Genomic DNA, 22,041 nt, shown 5'->3' with positions numbered 1-22,041 from the left:
CACTCCTAAAATAATTTTCTTTTATCTAAAATATTTGCTAACTGTGTACCCAATTTTTGAATGATAATCACATTGATAATCATCACAACAATTGTGGTATACATTAATTCATATTCATAAGACTGATAACCATAACGAATGGCAAAGTCACCAATTCCACCACCACCGACAACACCCATGATTGTCGAATAAGAAACCATTCCAATAGTTACTGTCGTAAAACTCAACACTAAACTTGATCTTGCTTCAACAAATAAAAAGTTGAAAACCAATTGCGATGTTGAAGCACCCAATGATTTAGCCAATTCAACTGTCTCTCTAGGTACATCAAGCAGTGCTTGTTCTGCCATGCGGGCAAAATTTGCGATTGCGACAAAACACAATGGAAAAGCGGCGGCTGTCGTACCAAAAGATGTTCCTAAAATAAAACGTGTCACCGGAATGATCGAGACCACAAATAATAGAAAAGGAAATGATCGTACAATATCAACAAAGAGATTTAATACTTGAGAAATAATCTTCGTCTTACGGCTTTCTGAATAGCGAATTGTTTTTAGATACATCATCGTTCCCATTGGGAGTCCAATCAAAACTGCTGCAGTCATTGAAATCAATATCATCACCAGTGTTTGCATTAATGCCGTCGTAATTTCGGCCTGATATTGGCTCATTTTTAATAGATATTCTGTCATGTTAAATACTCCAATGCTCGTTCATAATAAGAATCGGTTTGCGTTGTCTTTGTTTGATGAACGACTTCGACGACTGAAAGTATCTCTCCGTTTTCCATAATTCCTGCACGATCACACCATGCTTTAATTAACTCTAATTCATGACTAACAAATACGATTGTCGTACCATATTCAACTTGAATTTTTTTTAACAATGCCATTATTTCAACACTGTTATGTTCGTCCAAAGCTGATGTGGGTTCATCACATAGTAAAATTTTAGGTTTTGTAGCCAAGGCTCTTGCAATTGCAACGCGCTGTTTTTGACCACCACTCAGCTGACTTGGATATTTATTACAAAGTTCTTCCATTCCAACAAATTTCAGCATCTCTAAAACGATTGAAGTATCCTTAATACCCTGTACTTTTAAAGATAAAGCTACATTTTGGGCCACTGTTTTATTTTGAAGCAAATTAAAATGTTGAAAAATCATCCCCATTTGCTGAACCATTTCACGTTTTTGACTCTTTTTTAAAGAAGTCAGTGATTGTTCTTCAATGAATAGTTCACCACTCGTTGGTTTCTCTAAACCATTAATCAACCGAAGTAAGGTTGACTTGCCTGAACCACTAGTTCCGACTAAGCCAAAAAACTCACTTTGCTTAATAGTTAGTGAAATAGATTGTAAAGCTTTGATTTTAATATTTGTCTGCAGATAATCTTTTGAAACATTTATAAATTCAATCATATGACTCATCCTAAGATTCTATTTTTTTCCAAGGCGTCCCTCGTACAGTCAATATCTTACTCAATTTCACAAATTTAGCAAATTGAATTGGCTTTTCTCTTAAATTTTCTAAGTAACAAAAAATACCAAAGTAGTTAAAAAACCTAACTTGCTAAGGCTTTTTACTACTTTAGTGTTTTTTATAAACCATATTAATTAAAAACATTTTTGTTTATTATTAATAATACTTTAAAACGATTTTGCATAAAGAACTGATTCATCTAATGATACAAAACCATTATTTTGATAAAAAAATTCTGCAGGTTGTTCTCTTTCGGTATCCAAAATTATTGCCGAAATATCTTTTGCTTTTAATTCATGTTCAATTTGAGTCAACATTTCTTTGCCTAAACCTTGACCTTGATATTGATTTGCGATATACAAACTGTCTAAATGATACTGTAATCCCTGATACCACGGTCTAACAAAGCCTAGACTGACACCAATTAATTTGTTAGTTTCAGATTCAATTAAGACAAAACCAAGAAAAGTATTCATCGCTTGAATTCGATTAAAAAAGAGTTCAATTTGTTCAAAACTTAGAGTATCATTCCAGGGTTCTCTGGTAAAAATATCAATGTATAGTTGAATTGCCTCTTTTTCATCAGATTTATTAAAAGTACGAACCAAGTAAGTCACAATTAGACCTCTCCTTTTTCTAATTTTTTAAAATAAACATTTACTGTATCATGCTCTGGATCATACATTTCAAGCTCTTTAGGAACCCTAAAAGCACCCCACAAATCCATCTCCAACTTTTCACACACTCTTTTTGAAGCTGAATTATCAATATCATTCGTAATCAAAATACCTGACATTTGATGCATTTTTGCCACCTCAAATAATAATTCGCAAGCTCTAACCGCATATCCTTGACCACGATACTCTTCTCGAATTTCATAACCAATATGCCCCGGATATAGTAGGGTCGCAGAATTTCCAACTCTTAAACGCATCCCACCAATTTGTTCGCCTTCTTTACAAATATAAAATTCATAATAAGGATCAAAATTCTTTTCCGCATCAAATGGTACTTTATTAATACATACCAAGTAAATAACATCATCAGTTAAAAATGGGATAGACTTAAATTTATCAAAAGTCACATCGATATTTTCTACCAACTTGATACTATCTGTTAAATTCTTCATTCAGATTACACTCCCTTATATTCTTCTTTTCGACTCCTCCTGCGTACAATTATACTTTAAAATACTAAAAATATCTTTGATAACACTCTCAAACAAATAACTTGTTTTTCAACGACAAATTCGGCATAATCAATACATAATCACTTACTATTTGTAAGCTTACGTAGGAGGTCTAGATATGGAAAATAAAAATTACTTACCAAAATTTGATCAATCAAAAGGAATGGAGTTTGGTGTGTATTCCTTAGGTGAACACATGCGAAATCCGCATAATGGTAAACTATTGACAGCTCAGGAACGAATTAAAGAAATAAAAGAGATGGCTGTTTTGGCAGATGACGTTGGCCTTGACGTTTTCATGCTTGGTGAGAGTCATCAAGATGGCTTTGTCGCTCAAGCACACAGTGTTATTCTTTCAAACATTGCTGCTGCGACCCAAAACATTAAAATATCGAGTGGCGCAACCATTGTAAGCACATCAGATCCCGTGAGAATATTTGAAGATTTTTCAACAATTGATTTATTATCAAATGGACGAGTTGAAGTTGTGGGTGGGCGTGCATCAAGGGTAGGCTTATTCAAATTACTAGGCTATGACCTAGAAGACTATGAAGAGTTGTTTGAAGAAAAATTTGATTTACTTTTAAAAATAAACCAAAATGAATTTGTTAATTGGTCAGGAAAATATCGCGCTCCGCTTGAAAACGCTCATATCATCCCTCGCCCAACTTCAGGAAGTTTACCTATTTGGCGAGCAGTTGGTGGAGGCCTATCAAGTGCGGTAGCAGCAGGACGAGCGGGTGTTCCAATGAATCTCGCAATGCTAGGTGGACCCACATCAATCTACAAACGAACCATCGATGGTTATCGTCAAGCTGCTCGAGGCGCTGGTTTTGATGAAATGTCACTACCGATAGCAACCTCTGGATTCTTCTATATTGCAAAAGATAAACAAACGGCAATGCGAGAATACTATCCACATATTAACGAAGGTATGAAACAAGCAAATGGACAGGGATTCCCAAAACAAGCTTTTGCTCATGCGACTGACCCATCAAGCATTATCAATATTGGTGAACCAAACGAAATCATTGAACGATTAATCGCACACCATGAAATTTTTGGGCAACAACGTTACATGGGACAACTTGATTTTGGTGGTGTCCCTGTCGATAAGATTAAAGAAAACATCATCACATTAGGCGAGGTAATTATGCCTGCTGTAAAAAAATATACTAAAAAATAATGGAGATAAATATCATGAAAGCTATCTTTTTATCTGGATCACAAGTTGGAACTAAAACAATAACCAGTATGTCTTCACTACTCGAAGAGTTTAAACAAACATACCCTAAAATTGAGGCAGAATTACTAGACTTAAAAAAATTACAAATTGACTTTAGTGATGGACGAAACTATCTTGATTACGATCAAGATACGCTACATGTCACAAAAAAACTGATGGAAGCTGATATTATTTTTATCGGTTCACCTACTTTTCAAGCCTCAATTCCAGGTAGCTTGAAGAATGTCTTTGACTTACTGCCACAAAAAGCCTTTGAAAGAAAGACAGTTGGGATTATTATGACTGCTGGTTCACCAAAGCACTATTTGGTGGGTGAAACTCAACTCAAACCAATCTTAAATTATATGAAAGCCAATATCGTGCCAAGGTACGTTTTCATTGAAGATCGCGATATCATCAATCAAGAAATTATCAATCCAGAAGTTCAAATGAGATTGACACAATTATTAGAAGATACAGTTGTACTTGCACAAACATATGAAAATGTTTGGCAAACTACAGAAGATAAATATGATTTTTAACAACAAAAAGAACCTCGAGTGAGGTTCTTTTTGTTGTTAAACTAATCTAATATCTGACCAGTAGTCCCTAATTCTTTATCAGTAGGAGGATAAACTAATTCACGCTTTAATACATCCTGAGGTTGATCAATCGTTTGGTCAAAAACACCATAGTAATAAATTTGACCATCAAATAAAAATTTGCTTAAGCGATAAGCGCGTTTAGGATTTCTTTCAGTTTTTAAGTTTTCTTTCGACTTCTTCATATCTTTTTCGGTTGACACATTAATTCGAAAAATTTGATATTTAAAATCAAATTTCGTCTTATCAATAACAATCACTTCGTCTTTAGGTATCTTCTTTTCTTCATACAAATACGTTTTTAATTTATGATCGACATAGATTTTTGGTAAAAACGCCCCTGCCATAATCGTTAATAAGACCACTAAGACAACCACATACTTTTTCTTAATTTTTTTCAACAATAAAACTTCTATTTTAAGTTTATTGTCTTTATCGCGGCGTGTTTGACTTAATTCTTCACGAAACACTGTTAAAACAAAAGAACCAATTCCACAAATTAAGTTTAGCCAACTAATAGATAGTTGAATTATTTGCCAAAAATATAATTCCGAAATATTTTTGAAAAAAAACCAGTAGGTTACTGAGTACTTACCTACTAAAAAAATAGAAAAGATAACAAATATTCCCATGGCGACAGTATATAAAACGCTAAACAAAGACTGAACACTTTCTTTTGGACTATAACTACCTATTATAGGCAAAAATGAAAATATGATTAACAAAACACTTTGGATAATCAAAAAAATAAATTCTGGTGTGCGAACACCAACTTGTGCTATAGCAACGATACCAGTTGTATCTAAAATTAGCGACACAATTAAAAGCAATTTAATAAAAAAAATTATCTGCTTTTCTCGTTTCAGACTTTCCACATTAAAACACCCTCCAACCACAACATACTTTTAATACAAATTATATCATTATGTATAAAAGTTTTCTTACTCATTTATTAATTAGCTCAATATTTTTCATGAATCAATCGCTGTTTCTCAATTCTAAAAACTTCATCGGCGCATGCTTTAATAAATGATTGATCATGCGAAACAAAAATAACCATCCCTTGATAGGCTTTAATTAATTCTTCCAGAGCTTCAATTGTTTTTAAATCAATAAAATTTGTAGGTTCATCTAATACTAAAACATTTGCTGGGCGTAAAAAAGCTAATGCCAGAGCAATTCTTGTTGCTTCCCCACCACTGATCAGCTTCATTTTTGTCATGAGTGAAGTTTGAGTAAAACCCAATCGATGTAAAACACTTCTTACATTCACTTCATCAAAGTCAGATTGCATCATTACATATGATAAAATATCCTCCTCTTCATCAAACTGGTAAGAAAGTTGTTCATAAGTTGAAAATACAACCTTAGGAGACAAATAAATGCCTTTTCCATTTTCTAAAATGTGGTTTAGTAAACATGTTTTACCACTACCATTTGCACCAATAAGTGCTATTTTGCTACCCATTTTAAATTCAAAATTGGATTGCTGAATCAATTCTTTTCCACCCACTATGAGGGAAATCTCATCACCACGAATTGGATATTGGCTATGAATTTGAAGTTGCTGCGGAATTGGAAAATAAACCTTTCTTGTTTTTTGAACAGTTTCTATTTTTTCAAGTTGTTGTAAACGATGCTCGACAACTTTTTTAGCTTTCTCAGCAGCTTTTTGGACGCTATCTTTTGATTTACTTGCAGATAGGCGCGAAGGTTTAATATTTTTCTGATGTTGTTTGGTGCTCACTTTCTTTAACTTAATGACTTGTTTTTCTTTATTTTCAATTGTTTTTTCTAATTTCTGTTTATCACGTTGATATTGGTTGAATCGATTTTCTTGTGCGCGTTCGATTTGTTCTTTTTGTCTGCAATATGACTCGTAATCGCCATCATATTCATTTACTCTACCATCCTCAATTTCCCAAATTTTTGTAGCAACACGGTTGATAAAATGACGATCATGGCTGACAAAAATAAGTGTACCAAAATAATACTCTAACTCATCAGATAATTGCTGAATACTTTCCTCATCCAAATGTGTTGTCGGCTCGTCTAGTAGCATACCTTCTTGGTACTGACTTAAAACTTGAATCAAACGGGCTTTGTTTTGTTCTCCCCCACTCATCTCTAACAAAACTTTACTAGGAACATTAAAACGACTTAGCCATTCACCATCTAGGTTTGAACTTACATTTTTCTTCGTCAATTTTTCTATTTGGGCAAAATAACTAAAGTCAACATGACTTTCAATACGCCCTTCATCAGGTAAGATTTCTTGGGCGATGAGTTTCAAAAGTGTCGACTTTCCCGAACCATTTGTCCCGATTATAGCAATTCGACTGCCTTGATAAACACTTAAATGTTTGACTTTTAAGATGTCTCGACCATCGAAAGTTTTTCTTAAATTTTTTATTTGTAAAACTAATCCGTTCATTTTATACTCCTTTTAAGTCTAAAAGAACGCAAAAAAAGGACAGTCCTAGACTATCCTTTTGTTAATATTTCGTTATTTTTAAATTAAAAATACACAGATTAATCCCTTGGATTTGCGATTCTAAGACTTTTTATTATTTATTTGATTTGATTGATTACTTCAATAAAAAGTCGAATTCTCCCTGGCATCTTTAATTCTCCTATCTCTGCTTTTTTTTAGTTTAACATGAATTAACTAAAACCGCAAGTTATGTCAATTTAGCTGCACTTATCTAGTGAATTTCGGGTTTGATTCTTTAGAAATAAAACGACTGATAATCCCCATGACATAACACCAGCAATAAAAAGATACCAACTTAAAATAAGACGAGCGTAATTATACCAAAGGTAACCTCCAGCAATTTCATTAAAAAATTTGAATGATTGTGTGAATTCAATCAAAATTGTCCATGAACCAATCAGAAAGATAATCATCCCAATAGTATATATCGTATAACTAATAATTTTATATAATTTGTTTATTTTAATTTTTTTTAATAACAGCAAACATGAAATAACTGAAAGCCAGACTGCTTCTATAGTTAGATATAAAAATAATTCTAAACCAACATCCAAGATTTTAGCCGCGACAAGAGTGATCAGAGTTAAAAATAATGGACTTACTGCTAAAAAGAAAAAAGGCTTAAAAGAAATAAATATGTTTGAAAGTTTATTTTTTATCGAAGTTGAGAATTTTTGTCTCTCATCATCCGTTCGACCTCGTTCAATTTGTGCGATAATATTATTATATTTTGCTAGATAAATCATTTGAATAAAGCCATTCCCCAGTAAGCCTAGACCTGCAATATTTTTAAATACAACACTAATTTCTTCTTTTCCAATACCACCTTCATCTGTGTACACAAATGGATGAGAATAAAATAGTAATGCGAAAGCCCAAAATAGTGTAATCCAGCCGACAAAGTGAAAGACATTGATCATTTTAGGGTTTGGATTTATTTTATTTTGATTGATTAAGAGTATGCTTCCAATGGGAATGATAAATGGAACGATATACAAACCAAACGATAAAATCGCATACCAAAAATAGGCACCTGAAAACAGAAAAATTCTCAACGTTTCATATATACCTATTATTAGCGATAACAATATATAGATATTCAAAACAAGGCGATGTTTATCAAAAAAAAATAAACATTTTAAGAAATTTGTTTTCGCCATATTATTCATTGTCACCAAATATGTTAAACCTCTTTGAATAAGGTAATAACAGAATGTTGGTATTAAAATAAAAAATACGATACCTATACATAAATATAAAATAATCATTATTAATCCCCTATCACTTTAGCTATATTTGATGCAGCTAATTTTAATGTATTGTTGGGTTTTCCAATACTATTTTTCCTGAAGTCTTCTTGTCTTCAAATAGATGATGGGCTTCTTTAATACCTTCTAATGTTAACGGCATTGAACGATCAATTTGAAACTCAACATCATGTTGACGATAGAACTCTAATACAAACGGTATTGCTTTCTGATAAGTCATCTCTTTCGTACGGTCTAAATTTTTCATGGTAACACGCTTATTACAAACCTTTTCAGGTACACCATTTAATCCTAATAGGGTACCACCCTCTTTAACCAGTGTTACACCTACATCTTCTCCAGAATTAAAAAGTGACGCGTTGATGACAAAATCCGCTTGATTGGCATGTTCGTTCACTGCTATAGGATCGCGATAATCTACCACCATATCAGCCCCTAGTTTTTTAACGTATTCAGAATTATTTTTTCCAGCAACCGCAATGATCGTAATTTTCTTTGAACGGGCAAATTGTAAAACTAAGCTTCCAACACTACCCGAAGCACCTATAATTGCAAGAGTATCCCCTGATTTCAACTCATAAAAATATGGATTTAATGCCCAGTAGGCAGTCTCTGCAACCATTGGATAGCTTGCAGCTATTTCTAATGGCATCTCATTCGGAATTTTGAAGACATTTTTAGCTGCTACTGCTAGATACTCTGCATTTCCACCACTTGGTACTAAGGCAATCACTTTATCACCTATTGAAAAACCTGTTACTGATGGGTCTAAGGCGATAACTTCTCCTTGTACTTCATTTCCTAAAACTCTAAAACGATTTAGTGGTCTACCATTTGCTAATAAACCCTTGCGAATTGAAATATCAATAGGATTAAGTGCAGCACGTTCAACCTTAATTAAGATTGGTTTTTTATCGGTTAATTTAAAAATTAAATCTCGTTCTTCAAACACGTCAACCTCTCCATAATGATCAAACCCAATTGCTTTTCCCTTAAACATCTTTAACACTCCTTTTAAAATAGTTTTTACTTAGTAACGATTTTTACCGCGACCGATTTTATCACCAAAAATTGTAATGATGAATGTTCCAACACCACACAAAAAATTTAACCAAATCATAAATATAACTTGATAGAATCCAAAATATACTCTTTCATAGGGTAATCCCATTGAAAAAAAGAGATAAGAATAGATTACAGCATAAGTCAACGATGCTATAAAGAATAATATCATAAGGAATATATAGATAACTTTAGCCATTTTTCGAACTTTTTGGCTAAACTTTGGTGCATCAAAAACTAAGACAAATGAAATAATAATCAGAAGGACACTCTCAATAAAAATTGGGATGTGAATTTCAGAAGGAAAATTAGTAATCTCTAAAGTAATCAAACTCACAAAGCTAAAAACCAATGAGATAATTAAGATCACTTTATTAAATAATAACGCATTATTTTTATTTTCGGGCACTGCTAGAACCTCCGATACACTTTAATAAAAAAACATTTAAACTATTAACTGTATATTAATCATATCATTTTATCATTTATACTGCTTGAAAAACAAAAAAAGAAAACCTGTAAAAACAAGTTTCCTTCAAATATCTTTTATTTAATATGATTTAAATAATATTGGTACAAGTCTTCAATCGAATGACTCATTAGAATTGATTCTACTGCTCTAATTTCTTCATCCGACCAATCAAACCAACGCATCTCTAAAAGTTTTTCAATTTCAGTTTCTGAAAATCTTTTTTTAACGAGTCTAGCTGGATTGCCAGCAACGATGGTATACGGTTCAACATTCTTGGTCACAAGCGAGCCTGACGCAACAATCGCACCTTCACCAATGGTAATACCTGGCATAATCATGGCATTCATACCAATCCACGCGTCACTCTTTATGACTGTATCACCTTTTGCTTGATACGACTCTTTCACATGATCCGCAAATGGATAAACAGTAATCCAATCTGAACGATGATTATGATTACCACCCATTAAGATAATAGCACCACTTGCAATACAGACAAAATTACCGATAATCAAACGATCTAAATGCCAATCAAATTGTTCAATCGGATTAAAACTGGCTCTGGTTTTCGGGTCTCCCCATAAATAGCGCACACAACCATCTTCAAAATTTTGGTTTTCATAATAACCAGAATAATAGGAATATTTACCCACCTCAATCATCGAATTAGTAACCAAGTCGGCTAAATATTGTGTATCTGACCATTTGTTGAATTTATTTTGTTCCATTTTTATTCGCTCCTAAGTTTTTAATCTAAATTTACTTAGAAGCCAATTACAACTGAAACTTGCTTTAATTGACGTAATTTACGGTACATCATTTTCACCTAACTTTAATTGAATTGATTCACGATTTTGTGAATACATCACGTATCTTAACGTAGTTTATTTACAAATGCAAAAAAAAATGGATCTTTCTTAATCTTTTTTTAGAGAAGGTATTTCTCTCAATTCGGTATGCTGTTCAAAACTATAGCCTATTTTAATTAATTCTTCATCCATATCAGGCGCACAATAAAAAGTTGCACCAACTGGTATTTCATCGATTAAACCAAAAGGAACAGATAATTCCGGTGCACCTGCAACTGCTGATAGCAAAACATTTTTCTCATTCATGGATACTAATGCATTTAATTGATATTCATCAAGCAGTTTATTTAGTTCATCTTCAGCTTGTTTCACGATTTTTTCTGCTTTTTTATTGTCTCGATGTTTAAAGTTTAACGATTTTTGCAACAAATCTTGACCATAGGGAATTCTTGAATGTGTGTCTCTTTTATTAAATGCAATTAACTCATTCAATGTTTTAATTGGGGTGTCATATTCTGTTAAGTACTCTGTAAAACTTGCTTCAAAGTCATTCTTCATAATAAAGTCTGCATCAATCTGAGATGAATCGACTTCGACTTGAATCACCTTCACTCCCATTGCTTGTAAGGATTGAGTCAGATTATCAACAAAAACATCATTTTCAGAACCTGACTCTATGCCGATACCTATTTTTTTATCCTTTAAATAGTTTTTATCAAGTGATATTTTTATTTGATTTTCGGTTGCAGCATTATAAGTAATTAGTGCATCTTCAACTGTTCTTGTAATTGGCCCTACTGTGTCAAGGCGCGAAGAAATTGGTACGACACCTTCATTTGAAATGCGTTGACGACTTGGTTTAAAACCGACTACGGAATTCGCACTAGCAGGAGAGACAATGGAGCCCACTGTTTCCGTTCCGATTGAAGTTGCAGCAAGATCTGTTGCCATGGCTACAGCACTTCCCGAACTAGAGCCAGATGGACTGAGTTCACCAGGCTTAAAAGGATTAAGCGTTTGACCATTTTTAGCACTAAACCCACTCGGTGCATCTTTATCTAACCAATATGACAGTTCTGATAAATTAGTTTTTCCTAAAATAATTGCGCCATTTTCTTTTAATTGATTAACAAATGGGGCATTATCTTTTGGAATAAAGTTTTTTAAAGCTACCGTTCCAGCACTAGTCGGCATATTATTCGTGTTAACATTCTCTTTTATAAGAATTGGCATGCCGAACATTTGTTGATTGTTATCTTTTGATTCATCACATTTTCTTGCCTCATGAATTGCGTTTGGATTAATCTCACTGATAGCGTTTGTTCCCGATTTTATTTGATCAGTCTCTTTAATTTGATAAAGATAATACGCCGTAATATCTTCATAAGTAATCGTTCCAGCTGCGATATTTTCTTGCAGCTCTTGAATTGATTTTTCTTTAATTAAATGTTCTTTTCCCTTAATGACTTCTGGTTTAATTCCAGATAATTGTTTATCGATCACTGTATTCATATGTTCCATATTTGTCGTTAAACGTTTGGCCGGTATTGGATTTTGATTTAAAACAATTAAAAATGCTAATCCTGCAATAATTAGTCCTCCAAGCATAAAAATGCCACTGATAAATAGCCAAAATCGTTTCATACAATCCCTCCATTCAACACAAATTTACCTATTCTAATCGTATCATACAATTATCTATTTGACGTCAAAAAAACAGGCTAACATAACGCCAGCCCGTTTTTATTTAAGTTTTAATGACAATTTTTAGATGATTACTTTATCTTCAGCTTTTCCTTTACGCCCTGGTTTCATTTCAACAATACCTTTACTGATTGCTCCCACTGGACATACTAAGGTACATAAATGACACCCAACACAATTAGAAGTGTCACAAGCTGGTAAGCGTGTTTCATCATCCCAAACAATTGCTTGATGCGCACCATCGAAACATGAAATATAACAACGACCACATTGGATACATTTGTCTAAGTCAATAACAGGATACACTTTGAAGTCACGGTCTAAGTTTTCTGCTGGAATAATATTTTGAGTTGCTAAACCAACAAGATCTTCTAAGCGATCAACGCCTTGATCTTCCATGTAATGCATTAAACCATTTTTCATATCTTCAACAATACGGTAACCATATTGCATAACTCCTGTTGTCACTTGAAGTGTTGATGCACCTAAAAGAATAAATTCAACTGCATCTTCCCAAGTTTCAATCCCACCAATACCAGAGATTGGTAGATTTTCAAATCCTTCAGCACTTCTTAATTGTTGCATAAAGCGTAATGCAATAGGTTTAACTGCTTTACCAGAATAACCAGAAATCGCACCTTTACCATTTACAGCTGGTAAACCTACTTTACGATCTAAATCAACGTTTGCAATTGACTTAATTGTATTGATAGTTGCAATACCATCTGCGCCACCTTCCATAGATGCTTTGGCAACGACAACCATATCGGTAACGTTTGGTGTCATCTTAGCCATCATTGGTAATTTAGAACCACGTTTTACAGCAGCACAATATTTTTTACAAAGCTCTGGGCTTGTCCCAACGTCAGAACCCATCGCATGAGAAGTCATTTGCGGACATGAAAGATTCATTTCAATCATATCTGCGCCAGCTTCTTCAACTAAGCGAGCAAGTTCTTCCCAGTCTTCTTCGTTCGTTCCCATAATAGAAGCAATCACGATTTTAGTTGGATAGTTTTCTTTCAAGCGACGTAAGTCTCTTAGGTTTTCTTCTAGAGAGTGTTCAGCAATTTGTTCCATATTTTTGAAACCTACAAAAGGTGTATTTTCTTTTGTCAGGATATCAAAACGTGGTGATACTTCGTCAACAACAAAGTGATCAGGTCCTATTGTTTTAAAAACAACGCCACCCCAACCCACATCAAAGGCTTTCGCACACATTTCATAACAATTTCCAACTGGAGAAGATGATAAACAAAATGGGTTTTCAAATTTTACACCTAAAAAATCGATAGATAAATCTTTATTAATCATTAGTTGTTTCCTCCTAAAAAGTCATGAATTTCAGCAGCCACTTCTTTTCCTTTTTTAACTGCCCACACAACAGTCATATCACCGTGAACAATATCCCCAGTTACGAAGATATTTTTATCAGCCGTTTTATAGCCTGGTGTTTTCACTTGATTATTTTCTGTTTCAATATTTAAATTGTCAGCAACCACTTCTTGGCCAACAGCTAAGATAATTTTTTCTGCTTCAATTTTTAATTCATTATTCAAATGACGGTGTTTGAAAGTCACAGTATGACCTTCTGCTGCGACTGGATAGTAGCCATCAATAATTGTGACATGTTGTTTTTGTGCACCTGCAAGTTCTTTTTTAGAGGCTTTAAACTCACAAAACTCTTCATAAACAACGTCCGTTACATTTTTAACGCCTAATAATTTTAATGACGTCACAACATCCATTGCCACATCCCCACCACCAATAACTAATGCATCTTTAGGTAGTTCAATGTCACCACGGTTATCACGGGCACGCGCTAAGAATGAAACAGCAGTCTCAACATTTTCATTGCCTTCGAACATATCAAGCATTTTTCCTTTGCTTGCGCCAATTGCAACAATGACAGCATCAAATTTAGCTTTTAAATCGTCCATTGACATGTCTTTACCAATCGTTGTGTTATAAACAATGTCAGCACCTAAATTAACGATACGTAAAATTTCATAATTAACAATTGCGTTTGGTAAACGATATTCCGGAATACCATAACGTAAATAACCACCAGCTTGTTCATCTTTTTCAAAAATAGTTACAGCGTAGCCTAATTGTAAAAGAGATGCTGCTGCTTGTAAGCCTGAAGGACCACTGCCGACAATTGCAATACTCTTGCCATTTGGTTCACCTTTTTTTAAGATTTCCATCTCTGTTTTTTGTTCAAAGTCAGTTACAAACTTTTGAATACCACCAATATTGATTGGGCGATCGATTTCGCTTCTAGAACAACCCATTTCACAATATTTTTCAGTAGGACATACCATTGCACAAATTGATCCTAACGCATTGTTTTCTCTAATTGTTTCAGCTGCGCCTTTAAAGTTTCTAAAACGAACACTTCTAATAAATGCTGCTGGATCTGTATCCGCTGGACAAGCTTTTGAACAAGGTGCGTCCAAACAAAGGAGACATCTTTCAGCTTCTTCCATAATTGTCAGCATTGAAAAAGATGATTCCATTTCTTCTAAATACTTATTATCCATATTAAGCTTCCTCACTTTATCTTCATTATAGTTTTCTTTTCTAATTGTGATGTTTTTCACATGTGTGACCAAAAAAATAATAGCGACTAATATAAATTATAATAATTATCAACAAATAATAAAAATATGTACTATAGTTAATATAATACTCTCTTTAAATCATAATTTCAACATATTTCCGCAAAAAAATAACATTAATATAACTATTAATTATAATGATTATCATCTACTAACATGAACAATAATTATTCTAATTAAAAAGAATTTTTATTACTTATAACTAATTCGTTAATAAAAAAATCCCAGGGATACAATCCCTGAGACTTCAATATTTTTAGCCATTAATTTCTGTAATCATTCCTGAGCCAACTGTACGACCACCTTCACGAATTGAGAATGTTGTCCCTTTTTCAATGGCAATTGGATGGATCAATTCGACATCAACTGTCACATTGTCTCCAGGCATTACCATTTCAACATCATTTGGTAAAATAATATTCCCCGTTACATCTGTGGTACGGAAGTAAAACTGTGGACGATAATTGGTAAAGAATGGTGTATGTCGACCACCTTCATCCTTACTCAAAACATAAATCTCAGCTTTAAATTTAGTATGCGGTGTTATAGAACCCGGTTTGGCTAGAACCATTCCACGCTCAACATCTTCACGTGTAATTCCTCGTAAAAGCAAACCAACGTTGTCACCAGCTTGACCTTCCGTTAAGGTTTTACGGAACATTTCAATACCTGTCACAACTGCCTTTTGAATATGATCTTTAATGCCGATAATCTCAATTTCATCACCAACATTTACGATACCTCTTTCAATACGGCCAGAGACAACAGTACCACGTCCTGTGATTGAAAATACATCTTCTGCTGACATTAAAAATGGTTTATCAATTTCACGTTCTGGCGTTGGAATATATTGATCAACTGTATCCATTAACTCCATAATCGCTACTTCGGCTTCTGGATCGCCTTCAATTGCTTTTAATGCTGAGCCTTTAATGATTGGTGTGTCATCACCGGGAAATCCGTATTCAGATAAAAGATCACGAACTTCCATTTCAATTAAATCTATTAACTCGTCATCGTCAACTAAATCTGTTTTATTTAAAAAGACGATTAAGTATTTAACTCCAACTTGGCGAGATAGTAAAATATGTTCTCTTGTTTGTGGCATTGGACCATCTGTCGCAGATACGACCAAAATTGCACCATCCATTTGCGCAGCTCCGGTAATCATATTTTTTACATAGTCCGCGTGACCGGGTGCATCAATATGCGCATAGTGACGAGCTTCGGTTTCATATTCAACATGAGAAGTGTTGATTGTAATACCACGCTCACGTTCTTCTGGCGCGCCATCAATACTTGCATAATCAGTTGGGTTTGCGAGGCCTTTTTTTCCTAATACACTTGTAATTGCTGCTGTTAAAGTTGTTTTACCGTGGTCAACGTGACCAATTGTTCCGATGTTTACATGTTCTTTTGTTCTTTGATAGTTTTCTTTTGCCATACTACAAACCTCCTGTTTGCACGTTTTTATTTGAAGGTATCGTGATTTGTTTGACCATATCTGACCTTCATGTGTTTATCATACACCCACATTTTTGGAAAAACAAATTTAATGCTCACGAACGTACATTCGTAAAAAAAGGAACAAAATCTCCAAAAGATTTTGTTCCTTCAACTATTCTTTTAATATTATCTTGTTTTACGATTCTTTCTTTCCTCTTTAGCTTTTAAAAAAGCTAATTCTCGCTCCATTTTTAAATAGCTCTTAAAAACATGTTCAGCTAAATTGCCTGTTTCAATTGCTTCTTTGACTTGACAACCTGGTTCACTTTGATGCCTACAATCTGAGAATCGACAACTCTTTGCTAAATCATAAATGACTTGATATTGATGATCAAATGCCATTGACGACATCGTTCCTAAACCGATTTCTCTCATACCTGGTGTATCAATAACCATGGCACCATTTGGTAGTGTAAAAAGATGCCGGCTCGTAGTGGTGTGTTTTCCTCTCGCATCATCTTCTCTAATTTCCTTAGTTGCTTGAATATCATCCTCAAGTAACTGATTTAATAAAGTTGATTTACCAACACCAGATGATCCAATAAAAGCGATAATATCACCTTTTTTTAAATATGACTTTAAATCCTCATTAACCGGTGTAAAACAATTTGTTACACAAACTGAAATACCGTAAAAATATGTTTCTAATTCTTTAACCAGTACTTCTAATTCACTTTCTGAAACTAAATCTGTTTTGGTTAAAACAAGGACTGGTGTTGCTCCACTGTCCCAAACAATTGTTGTGAAACGTTCTAACCGTGATAAGTTAAAGTCTTGATTAGCACTCGTTGTAATAAAAACAGTCGATACATTAGCTGCGATACCCTGCTCATCTTGTCTGTTACCTGCAACTTTTCTTTGAAGAAAGCTTTTTCTAGGTGTAATTGCTTCAATAATCATTTGATTTTCATCAGCCAAATAGCCTAAAACTTCATCTCCAACCACAGGATAATCACTAGGTTGAAGAACTTGTTGCCTAAATTTACCTGATACGCGACCTTTAATAATTGAACCATCTTCTTGCTTAATTTTTGAGATATCCTGTCCTTGAAACACGACAATACCTTTTGTTTTTTCCATGTAACCCTCCATTAAATTCAGAGGTTTGCACTAAAATGAGAAACCTCCATTATTTTTTACTACTTCTTTTACTTTGCTCATAAAACATCTCTCCTTTACAAAAAGTTTGTCGCAAGTTTCTGCGCAATACTATTATATCATGCTCCTGTTTATTAGATAAAACAAAAAGACAAGTTAGTTAAGATCTTGCATCATTTTTTTGAAGTCCAATAGTAGTAGCGAAACTACTTGATTGTAATCTTTTACACCATTGGTTTGATTATTAGCTTTCAAATAACCATTATTCATTTTTAGCGATATCGTTTGTATCAAACCTGCTTGAGATTTAAGATAGTCGCGATAAAAGTTAAGGTCAGTTTTAACTGAATCCGATAATCGTGATTCCAAATCAATTGCCTTTTTAGAATCAATTTTTTTCAATCTAACGATAGACTGAGTGAACGCAAAAAAATAACCACTATACCTAATTTGTGTATCTTTTGAATTCACGCATGCAAGGTAGGCAATAAAATTAGCCTCATCTTCACTCATAAAACCCGCTTGATGTGCCAATTCATGTGTCATGGTTGCTGGGATCATATAGTTTGGAATCGCAACATTAATATTTGATTCATACGTAAATGGGAAAAAGAGCCCTGCGATTCCAGCTTTTGAAAAGAACTTCGAACTCACTAGGGCCTTAGGTTGAAAATAATCAACTTCTCCTAATATTGGATAAGCATTCGCTAATTCATTCATAGCAATAACTGATTCTTTTGCATTTTCATCGAATGAATAACTCAACTGGTTTGATAAGTTTATTTTTTCAGCATCTAATTTACTGCCATAGTAAATAATCATTTCTTCTAAATCAGTTTGAGTGGGTTCATATTTATCATAGTCAAGATAGCGGGTAAAAGAATAGCGATAGTAGTTTAAGCCACAAGTAAACGTAAAAGTAATATAAACAAAACAAACAACGGTTATGATACCTGTCAAAAAACGATAAATGATGATTTGTCTTGAACTACGTTTACTTTTTAAACTGTAAATAAAATAAGCTAGAGATATAATTGTCATGATTATGGAAAAGAGAATGATGAACTCAAAAAATGAAAGCGAAAATTTAGAAGGAATAAAGCCTATTATTTTTTTTAAGTTCGGATAGATAGTTTGGCTGTATCTTTTTTCAGTCCAATCCGAATTTCTTTTAGCAAAATTCAAAAAAAGAAAAGTTAATACGGCTAGCGGAATAGCACATAGTCTTTTTAGAAAATATTTTGACTGTTGGTTCTTTCTCACACTTTTTACACCTCCATCAATCCTAACTTTTATTTTTAACAAAATTTAAAACGCCACACTAAAAAAAGACAGTTCACATTTTCCGAACTGTCTTTCACCATTATACTGCTAATTCTAACATATTATCATCAATAATTTTCGCCAAATCACCAATAACAAGTTCACTATATGATTGATCATAGCCAGTTGTCATTATTGTGATGTAATAAGGATTCTTCTTATCTTTAACAAGTGCAATATCATTACTTACAGCGTACATTGGCATCCAGCCAGTTTTATGATTCACATCCACTCCTGGTAACCCAACCGCAACGCCATCATCAAAGATGCTGGTTTGTAACCATTTATAAAGGGTCATTATGTTAGTTGACTTATCTTTATTTTCATTCACATATTCCATCGCTTTGGTTAATATTATCGATGTAGAATGAGCACGATTATTTGGTGAATTAGGATCTAACTCTTTCAAATATTGAATAAAATTGCTCTCGCCTAAATAATTTAACAACATAATATAAGCCACATTATCACTGTAACGAATCACTAATTCTGCAAGCTTTCCAATCGAATACTGCGTGCCAATTGGTTCAAATTGAATGATTCCAGTTCCGTCCATTTTGTAGTTAGCTGTATAGGTTAACTGACGATTTAAATCAACTTTATTTTGATCAACTAAAGTCATTAAATAAGCAATAAAAGGTAACTTAATACTACTTGCTGTCCTTTTAACCTCATCACCATAAAAACTATACGAAAATTTATCATCTGTTGATTCAACATAGATACTGATGTTGCCACCTTTTTCTTTAACAAAATGATTTAACTTTTGATCAACAACTTGCTTAAATTCTTGTTTTGATAACTTCGCTTGACGTTTGTCTTCGCGTTCATCAATATAAGACTGTCTTGGTTTCAGTATTTTTTTCTCAATGAAACCTTTTTTAGGATCACTTTTTATTTGAACCCAATCTTCATTACCTTCAACCTTTTCAACTGATACAACAGTTCCGATAGGTAAAATATCTTTCCCAACTTCACTGCCTTCAAGAGTTTTCTTAGCATATACAGCCTCTGTTAAAACTTGTTCTTCTTCAAATATCGAACGTTCGTCCGAGATTTTGGCTTGCGAAGTTTCGGTTGTCGTTGCTTCAGTTGTGCGTGGTCGATTCTTTGACTTCACAACTTTTTTGGTCGATGCTTTTGTCACTTGTTCATAGTCAGCTTTGGCGGTTTTAAACTGCTTTAATTCCTGAATAGTAAAGGCAGATAATACAACCAATATCACAGATAAGCTGATTAGAATAAAAATCTTTCGATACATTGTAGCCCTTCCTTCTTTAATTATATCTTTTCTAAATCCATCGCTCACAAACGCAAGTATATCATATTTATGCAGGCGTTTTCAGTGTATTTCTATTTTTTAAAATAAGAAAAGTATTAGAGTTAGATTTAACTAAAGCCCTAATACTTATAATATTTACTCTTCATCAAAGGAGAGCGTACTTTCAACTGCGAGTAAATTTTCTCGATACAATTTCACATCATTTCGATTCATTTCACCTAATTCAAATGCATGTTGTACAGCTTCTCGTTCTAATTGAATAGCAAACGCTAACCAGTCATCCGTATTTCCATGTGCAGATTGATCATCAACATCGCTTCGTTTCAAATAGCGTGTTAAGTAAAAACTAATCATTTCTTCTGAATATTCTTGTTGATCTAATTCTTGTAATTTTTTAACAACAAAATTTGCATTACTATTAAATAAATAATGTCTTTGTTGCCTTTTTTCATCACGAGAAACTGGTACAAACGTCTTCAAACGTAACTTTTGACGAATTAAGCGACCGTAAAACATATTGTTTCGATAACTTTCGTCACGAGTTAAGCGATACAAAATTTTATTCAAACGACGCATGTGTCTGAAAGCAACTTGAATCCCTATTTTTCTCAAACGTAACTGGTCCAATGTATCAATAAACTGCCACTTCAAAACTTTATCTTTCAGTTCTTCTTGTTTAGTGTGGTATTGTTCATCCTTATTCAGATGTAAAATTCTACCACGATACATTGTGATTACACGCTGAATAGCCGCTTGATTTTCTGGTGTCATTTGTTTTGTCAAGTCTGTAACAACTTGACGTAAAATTGCAATTTCTTGTTCACTACTTAATTGCTTAGTTGTTTTTACTTTCTTTTCTGCAAACAAAGGCATAGTAAAATTAGCCAATAGTAATGTTGTAAGAATAACCCCACCGGCAATGCTAATTAACAATTCTCTTTCATTAAAGAGTGTATCACCGGTTAAAAATAACGGTAAACTTAACGCACTGATTAAAGTAATCGTTCCACGAACGCCAGAAATCGTATAGAGCGCTGTTTGTTGAAAACGACTTTTAAAAGTCACTTCTCCATTTTTTTCAAAGTTTTGACAAATCCAAAAACATAAAAAACGAATACCTAATAAGATGCCAGTAATACTTAGAATAAACAAGATTAAAGTACCATTATTTATATTGTTATTCTGCCAAACAACATGAATGACATTAGGCAACTTCATGCCCAATATTACAAAAACTAACCCATTTAAACTAAAGGTAAAAACTGACCATGTGTTTTTAGATAAAACATGAAGCTGCGCAATTTCTGGATTAAATTTCTGATAACTAAATGAATAGACCAAACCGGCGCTTACGACTGCCAAGATACCATTCACATGAAGTGCTTCTGCAACCAAAAAGATACCAAAAGGTAGCAGAATTTCTAGTAAAATAAAGGAAACTGTATTTTCTATTCCTAGTTTTCTTAACCAACGAATAATTTGTAGGGTTAGTGAACTTAAAATTATACCTGAGCTAATTTCATAATTCACTTTTTAGAAAAGTAAACACTCGACCAATTTCAAAATCATTGTTTTTTGAAGTTAAGCGACTAGTTCTTTTCTATATTTCTCTTGTGACAATCGTTGTGCTGCAAAATTCTTTAAATTATAAGCTAGTTGAATCAATAATAGTTCCACTTGAACAATTTCTGATTGATAGTGTGTCGTATCATTTAATTTCATATGTTCTTTTAGATAGCCATTCACTCTTTCAACTGCACTTCGTTTCGCGTATAGTTTTTCCCAAGCTTTTGTTCCGCGTGCAGGATGATTAAATTTTCGTATATCACTACTTTGTTTGATTTTTATTACTTTCTGACATATTTTTTCATGAAATAGTGGACATTCACGACATTTTTGAAGTGG

21 protein-coding genes are annotated in these 22,041 nt (G+C 33.5%); 2 read left to right on the top strand and 19 right to left on the bottom strand.

Features of this window, described 5'->3' with window-relative positions:
• Window positions 1-5 precede the first annotated feature (5 nt).
• The 4 genes from ESZ54_RS11710 to ESZ54_RS11695 all read right to left on the bottom strand — a co-directional run bounded on the left by ESZ54_RS11710 (window position 6) and on the right by ESZ54_RS11695 (window position 2,610).
• A complete protein-coding gene (locus ESZ54_RS11710) occupies window positions 6-692 on the bottom strand; it encodes a methionine ABC transporter permease (protein ID WP_136137838.1) in 687 nt (228 codons plus the stop codon).
• Window positions 689-1,420 (bottom strand): methionine ABC transporter ATP-binding protein, encoded by a 732-nt coding sequence (locus ESZ54_RS11705; RefSeq protein ID WP_136137837.1) that lies wholly within the window; start codon window positions 1,418-1,420, stop codon window positions 689-691. The genes ESZ54_RS11710 and ESZ54_RS11705 overlap by 4 nt, the downstream gene beginning before the upstream one ends.
• Before the next feature lie 228 nt (window positions 1,421-1,648).
• Window positions 1,649-2,098 (bottom strand): GNAT family N-acetyltransferase, encoded by a 450-nt coding sequence (locus ESZ54_RS11700; RefSeq protein WP_239433811.1) that lies wholly within the window; start codon window positions 2,096-2,098, stop codon window positions 1,649-1,651.
• 2 nt (window positions 2,099-2,100) lie between these two features.
• A complete protein-coding gene (locus tag ESZ54_RS11695) occupies window positions 2,101-2,610 on the bottom strand; it encodes a GNAT family N-acetyltransferase (RefSeq protein ID WP_136137836.1) in 510 nt (169 codons plus the stop codon).
• Window positions 2,611-2,788: 178 nt separating this feature from the next.
• Between ESZ54_RS11695 and ESZ54_RS11690 the strand changes: the two genes are divergently transcribed.
• Window positions 2,789-3,856, top strand: a complete 1,068-nt coding sequence (locus ESZ54_RS11690) for an LLM class flavin-dependent oxidoreductase (protein WP_136137835.1) — start codon at window positions 2,789-2,791, stop codon at window positions 3,854-3,856.
• 14 nt (window positions 3,857-3,870) lie between these two features.
• Window positions 3,871-4,437 (top strand): NADPH-dependent FMN reductase, encoded by a 567-nt coding sequence (locus ESZ54_RS11685; RefSeq protein ID WP_136137834.1) that lies wholly within the window; start codon window positions 3,871-3,873, stop codon window positions 4,435-4,437.
• Between the two features lie 41 nt (window positions 4,438-4,478).
• Here ESZ54_RS11685 and ESZ54_RS11680 read toward each other — a convergent pair whose 3' ends face one another.
• The 15 genes from ESZ54_RS11680 to ESZ54_RS11610 all read right to left on the bottom strand — a co-directional run.
• Complete coding sequence (locus tag ESZ54_RS11680) at window positions 4,479-5,372, bottom strand: hypothetical protein (protein WP_136137833.1); 894 nt, start codon at window positions 5,370-5,372, stop codon at window positions 4,479-4,481.
• Between the two features lie 86 nt (window positions 5,373-5,458).
• Window positions 5,459-6,931: a ribosomal protection-like ABC-F family protein gene (gene abc-f, locus ESZ54_RS11675; RefSeq protein WP_136137832.1), complete on the bottom strand. Its 1,473-nt coding sequence runs from the start codon at window positions 6,929-6,931 to the stop codon at window positions 5,459-5,461.
• A gap of 257 nt (window positions 6,932-7,188) precedes the next feature.
• Complete coding sequence (locus ESZ54_RS11670) at window positions 7,189-8,046, bottom strand: hypothetical protein (protein ID WP_204249558.1); 858 nt, start codon at window positions 8,044-8,046, stop codon at window positions 7,189-7,191.
• Window positions 8,047-8,302: 256 nt separating this feature from the next.
• Window positions 8,303-9,259 carry an NADP-dependent oxidoreductase gene (locus ESZ54_RS11665; protein WP_136137830.1) on the bottom strand — a complete coding sequence of 319 codons (957 nt, stop codon included), beginning with the start codon at window positions 9,257-9,259 and terminating at the stop codon, window positions 8,303-8,305.
• Window positions 9,260-9,289: 30 nt separating this feature from the next.
• Window positions 9,290-9,730 carry a hypothetical protein gene (locus ESZ54_RS11660; protein ID WP_136137829.1) on the bottom strand — a complete coding sequence of 147 codons (441 nt, stop codon included), beginning with the start codon at window positions 9,728-9,730 and terminating at the stop codon, window positions 9,290-9,292.
• A gap of 137 nt (window positions 9,731-9,867) precedes the next feature.
• A complete protein-coding gene (locus ESZ54_RS11655; RefSeq protein ID WP_136137828.1) occupies window positions 9,868-10,521 on the bottom strand; it encodes a CatB-related O-acetyltransferase in 654 nt (217 codons plus the stop codon).
• A gap of 189 nt (window positions 10,522-10,710) precedes the next feature.
• Window positions 10,711-12,246, bottom strand: a complete 1,536-nt coding sequence (locus ESZ54_RS11650; protein WP_136137827.1) for an amidase family protein — start codon at window positions 12,244-12,246, stop codon at window positions 10,711-10,713.
• Window positions 12,247-12,369: 123 nt separating this feature from the next.
• Window positions 12,370-13,620: an NAD-dependent dihydropyrimidine dehydrogenase subunit PreA gene (gene preA / locus ESZ54_RS11645; RefSeq protein WP_136137826.1), complete on the bottom strand. Its 1,251-nt coding sequence runs from the start codon at window positions 13,618-13,620 to the stop codon at window positions 12,370-12,372.
• A complete protein-coding gene (locus ESZ54_RS11640; protein ID WP_136137825.1) occupies window positions 13,620-14,849 on the bottom strand; it encodes an FAD-dependent oxidoreductase in 1,230 nt (409 codons plus the stop codon). Before ESZ54_RS11640 ends, preA begins: the two co-directional genes overlap by 1 nt.
• Before the next feature lie 334 nt (window positions 14,850-15,183).
• Window positions 15,184-16,371, bottom strand: coding sequence for an elongation factor Tu (gene tuf / locus ESZ54_RS11635; protein WP_136137824.1), 1,188 nt, complete (start codon window positions 16,369-16,371; stop codon window positions 15,184-15,186).
• Window positions 16,372-16,559: 188 nt separating this feature from the next.
• Window positions 16,560-17,513 carry a ribosome small subunit-dependent GTPase A gene (gene rsgA, locus ESZ54_RS11630; protein WP_136137823.1) on the bottom strand — a complete coding sequence of 318 codons (954 nt, stop codon included), beginning with the start codon at window positions 17,511-17,513 and terminating at the stop codon, window positions 16,560-16,562.
• Window positions 17,514-17,687: 174 nt separating this feature from the next.
• Entirely contained in the window at window positions 17,688-18,794 is a 1,107-nt protein-coding gene (locus tag ESZ54_RS11625) for a DUF3810 domain-containing protein (protein ID WP_162615183.1), read from the bottom strand.
• 100 nt (window positions 18,795-18,894) lie between these two features.
• A complete protein-coding gene (locus ESZ54_RS11620; protein ID WP_136137821.1) occupies window positions 18,895-20,115 on the bottom strand; it encodes a serine hydrolase in 1,221 nt (406 codons plus the stop codon).
• A 156-nt stretch (window positions 20,116-20,271) separates the two neighbouring features.
• On the bottom strand, window positions 20,272-21,666 hold the full coding sequence (locus tag ESZ54_RS11615; protein WP_136137820.1) for a cation:proton antiporter domain-containing protein: 1,395 nt from the start codon (window positions 21,664-21,666) through the stop codon (window positions 20,272-20,274).
• Window positions 21,667-21,717: 51 nt separating this feature from the next.
• Window positions 21,718-22,041: transposase (locus ESZ54_RS11610; RefSeq protein ID WP_162615058.1), on the bottom strand; the 324-nt coding region annotated here is incomplete at its 5' end.

Source organism: Vagococcus silagei (assembly GCF_004795745.1).
In the GTDB taxonomy this organism is placed as follows: Bacteria; Bacillota; Bacilli; order Lactobacillales; family Vagococcaceae; genus Vagococcus; species Vagococcus silagei.
This window is presented reverse-complemented; position numbering and strand designations above follow the sequence as displayed.

Bases quoted from the DNA above. Each gene is read 5' to 3' on its own strand.
- ESZ54_RS11620 (WP_136137821.1), bottom strand. From the start codon at position 20,115: ATGTATCGAAAGATTTTTATTCTAATCAGCTTATCTGTGATATTGGTT.
- ESZ54_RS11710 (WP_136137838.1), bottom strand. From the start codon at position 692: ATGACAGAATATCTATTAAAAATGAGCCAATATCAGGCCGAAATTACG.
- ESZ54_RS11655 (WP_136137828.1), bottom strand. From the start codon at position 10,521: ATGGAACAAAATAAATTCAACAAATGGTCAGATACACAATATTTAGCC.
- ESZ54_RS11695 (WP_136137836.1), bottom strand. From the start codon at position 2,610: ATGAAGAATTTAACAGATAGTATCAAGTTGGTAGAAAATATCGATGTG.
- ESZ54_RS11685 (WP_136137834.1), top strand. From the start codon at position 3,871: ATGAAAGCTATCTTTTTATCTGGATCACAAGTTGGAACTAAAACAATA.
- abc-f (WP_136137832.1), bottom strand. From the start codon at position 6,931: ATGAACGGATTAGTTTTACAAATAAAAAATTTAAGAAAAACTTTCGAT.
- ESZ54_RS11690 (WP_136137835.1), top strand. From the start codon at position 2,789: ATGGAAAATAAAAATTACTTACCAAAATTTGATCAATCAAAAGGAATG.
- tuf (WP_136137824.1), bottom strand. From the start codon at position 16,371: ATGGCAAAAGAAAACTATCAAAGAACAAAAGAACATGTAAACATCGGA.
- preA (WP_136137826.1), bottom strand. From the start codon at position 13,620: ATGATTAATAAAGATTTATCTATCGATTTTTTAGGTGTAAAATTTGAA.
- rsgA (WP_136137823.1), bottom strand. From the start codon at position 17,513: ATGGAAAAAACAAAAGGTATTGTCGTGTTTCAAGGACAGGATATCTCA.
- ESZ54_RS11650 (WP_136137827.1), bottom strand. From the start codon at position 12,246: ATGAAACGATTTTGGCTATTTATCAGTGGCATTTTTATGCTTGGAGGA.
- ESZ54_RS11665 (WP_136137830.1), bottom strand. From the start codon at position 9,259: ATGTTTAAGGGAAAAGCAATTGGGTTTGATCATTATGGAGAGGTTGAC.
- ESZ54_RS11705 (WP_136137837.1), bottom strand. From the start codon at position 1,420: ATGATTGAATTTATAAATGTTTCAAAAGATTATCTGCAGACAAATATT.
- ESZ54_RS11640 (WP_136137825.1), bottom strand. From the start codon at position 14,849: ATGGATAATAAGTATTTAGAAGAAATGGAATCATCTTTTTCAATGCTG.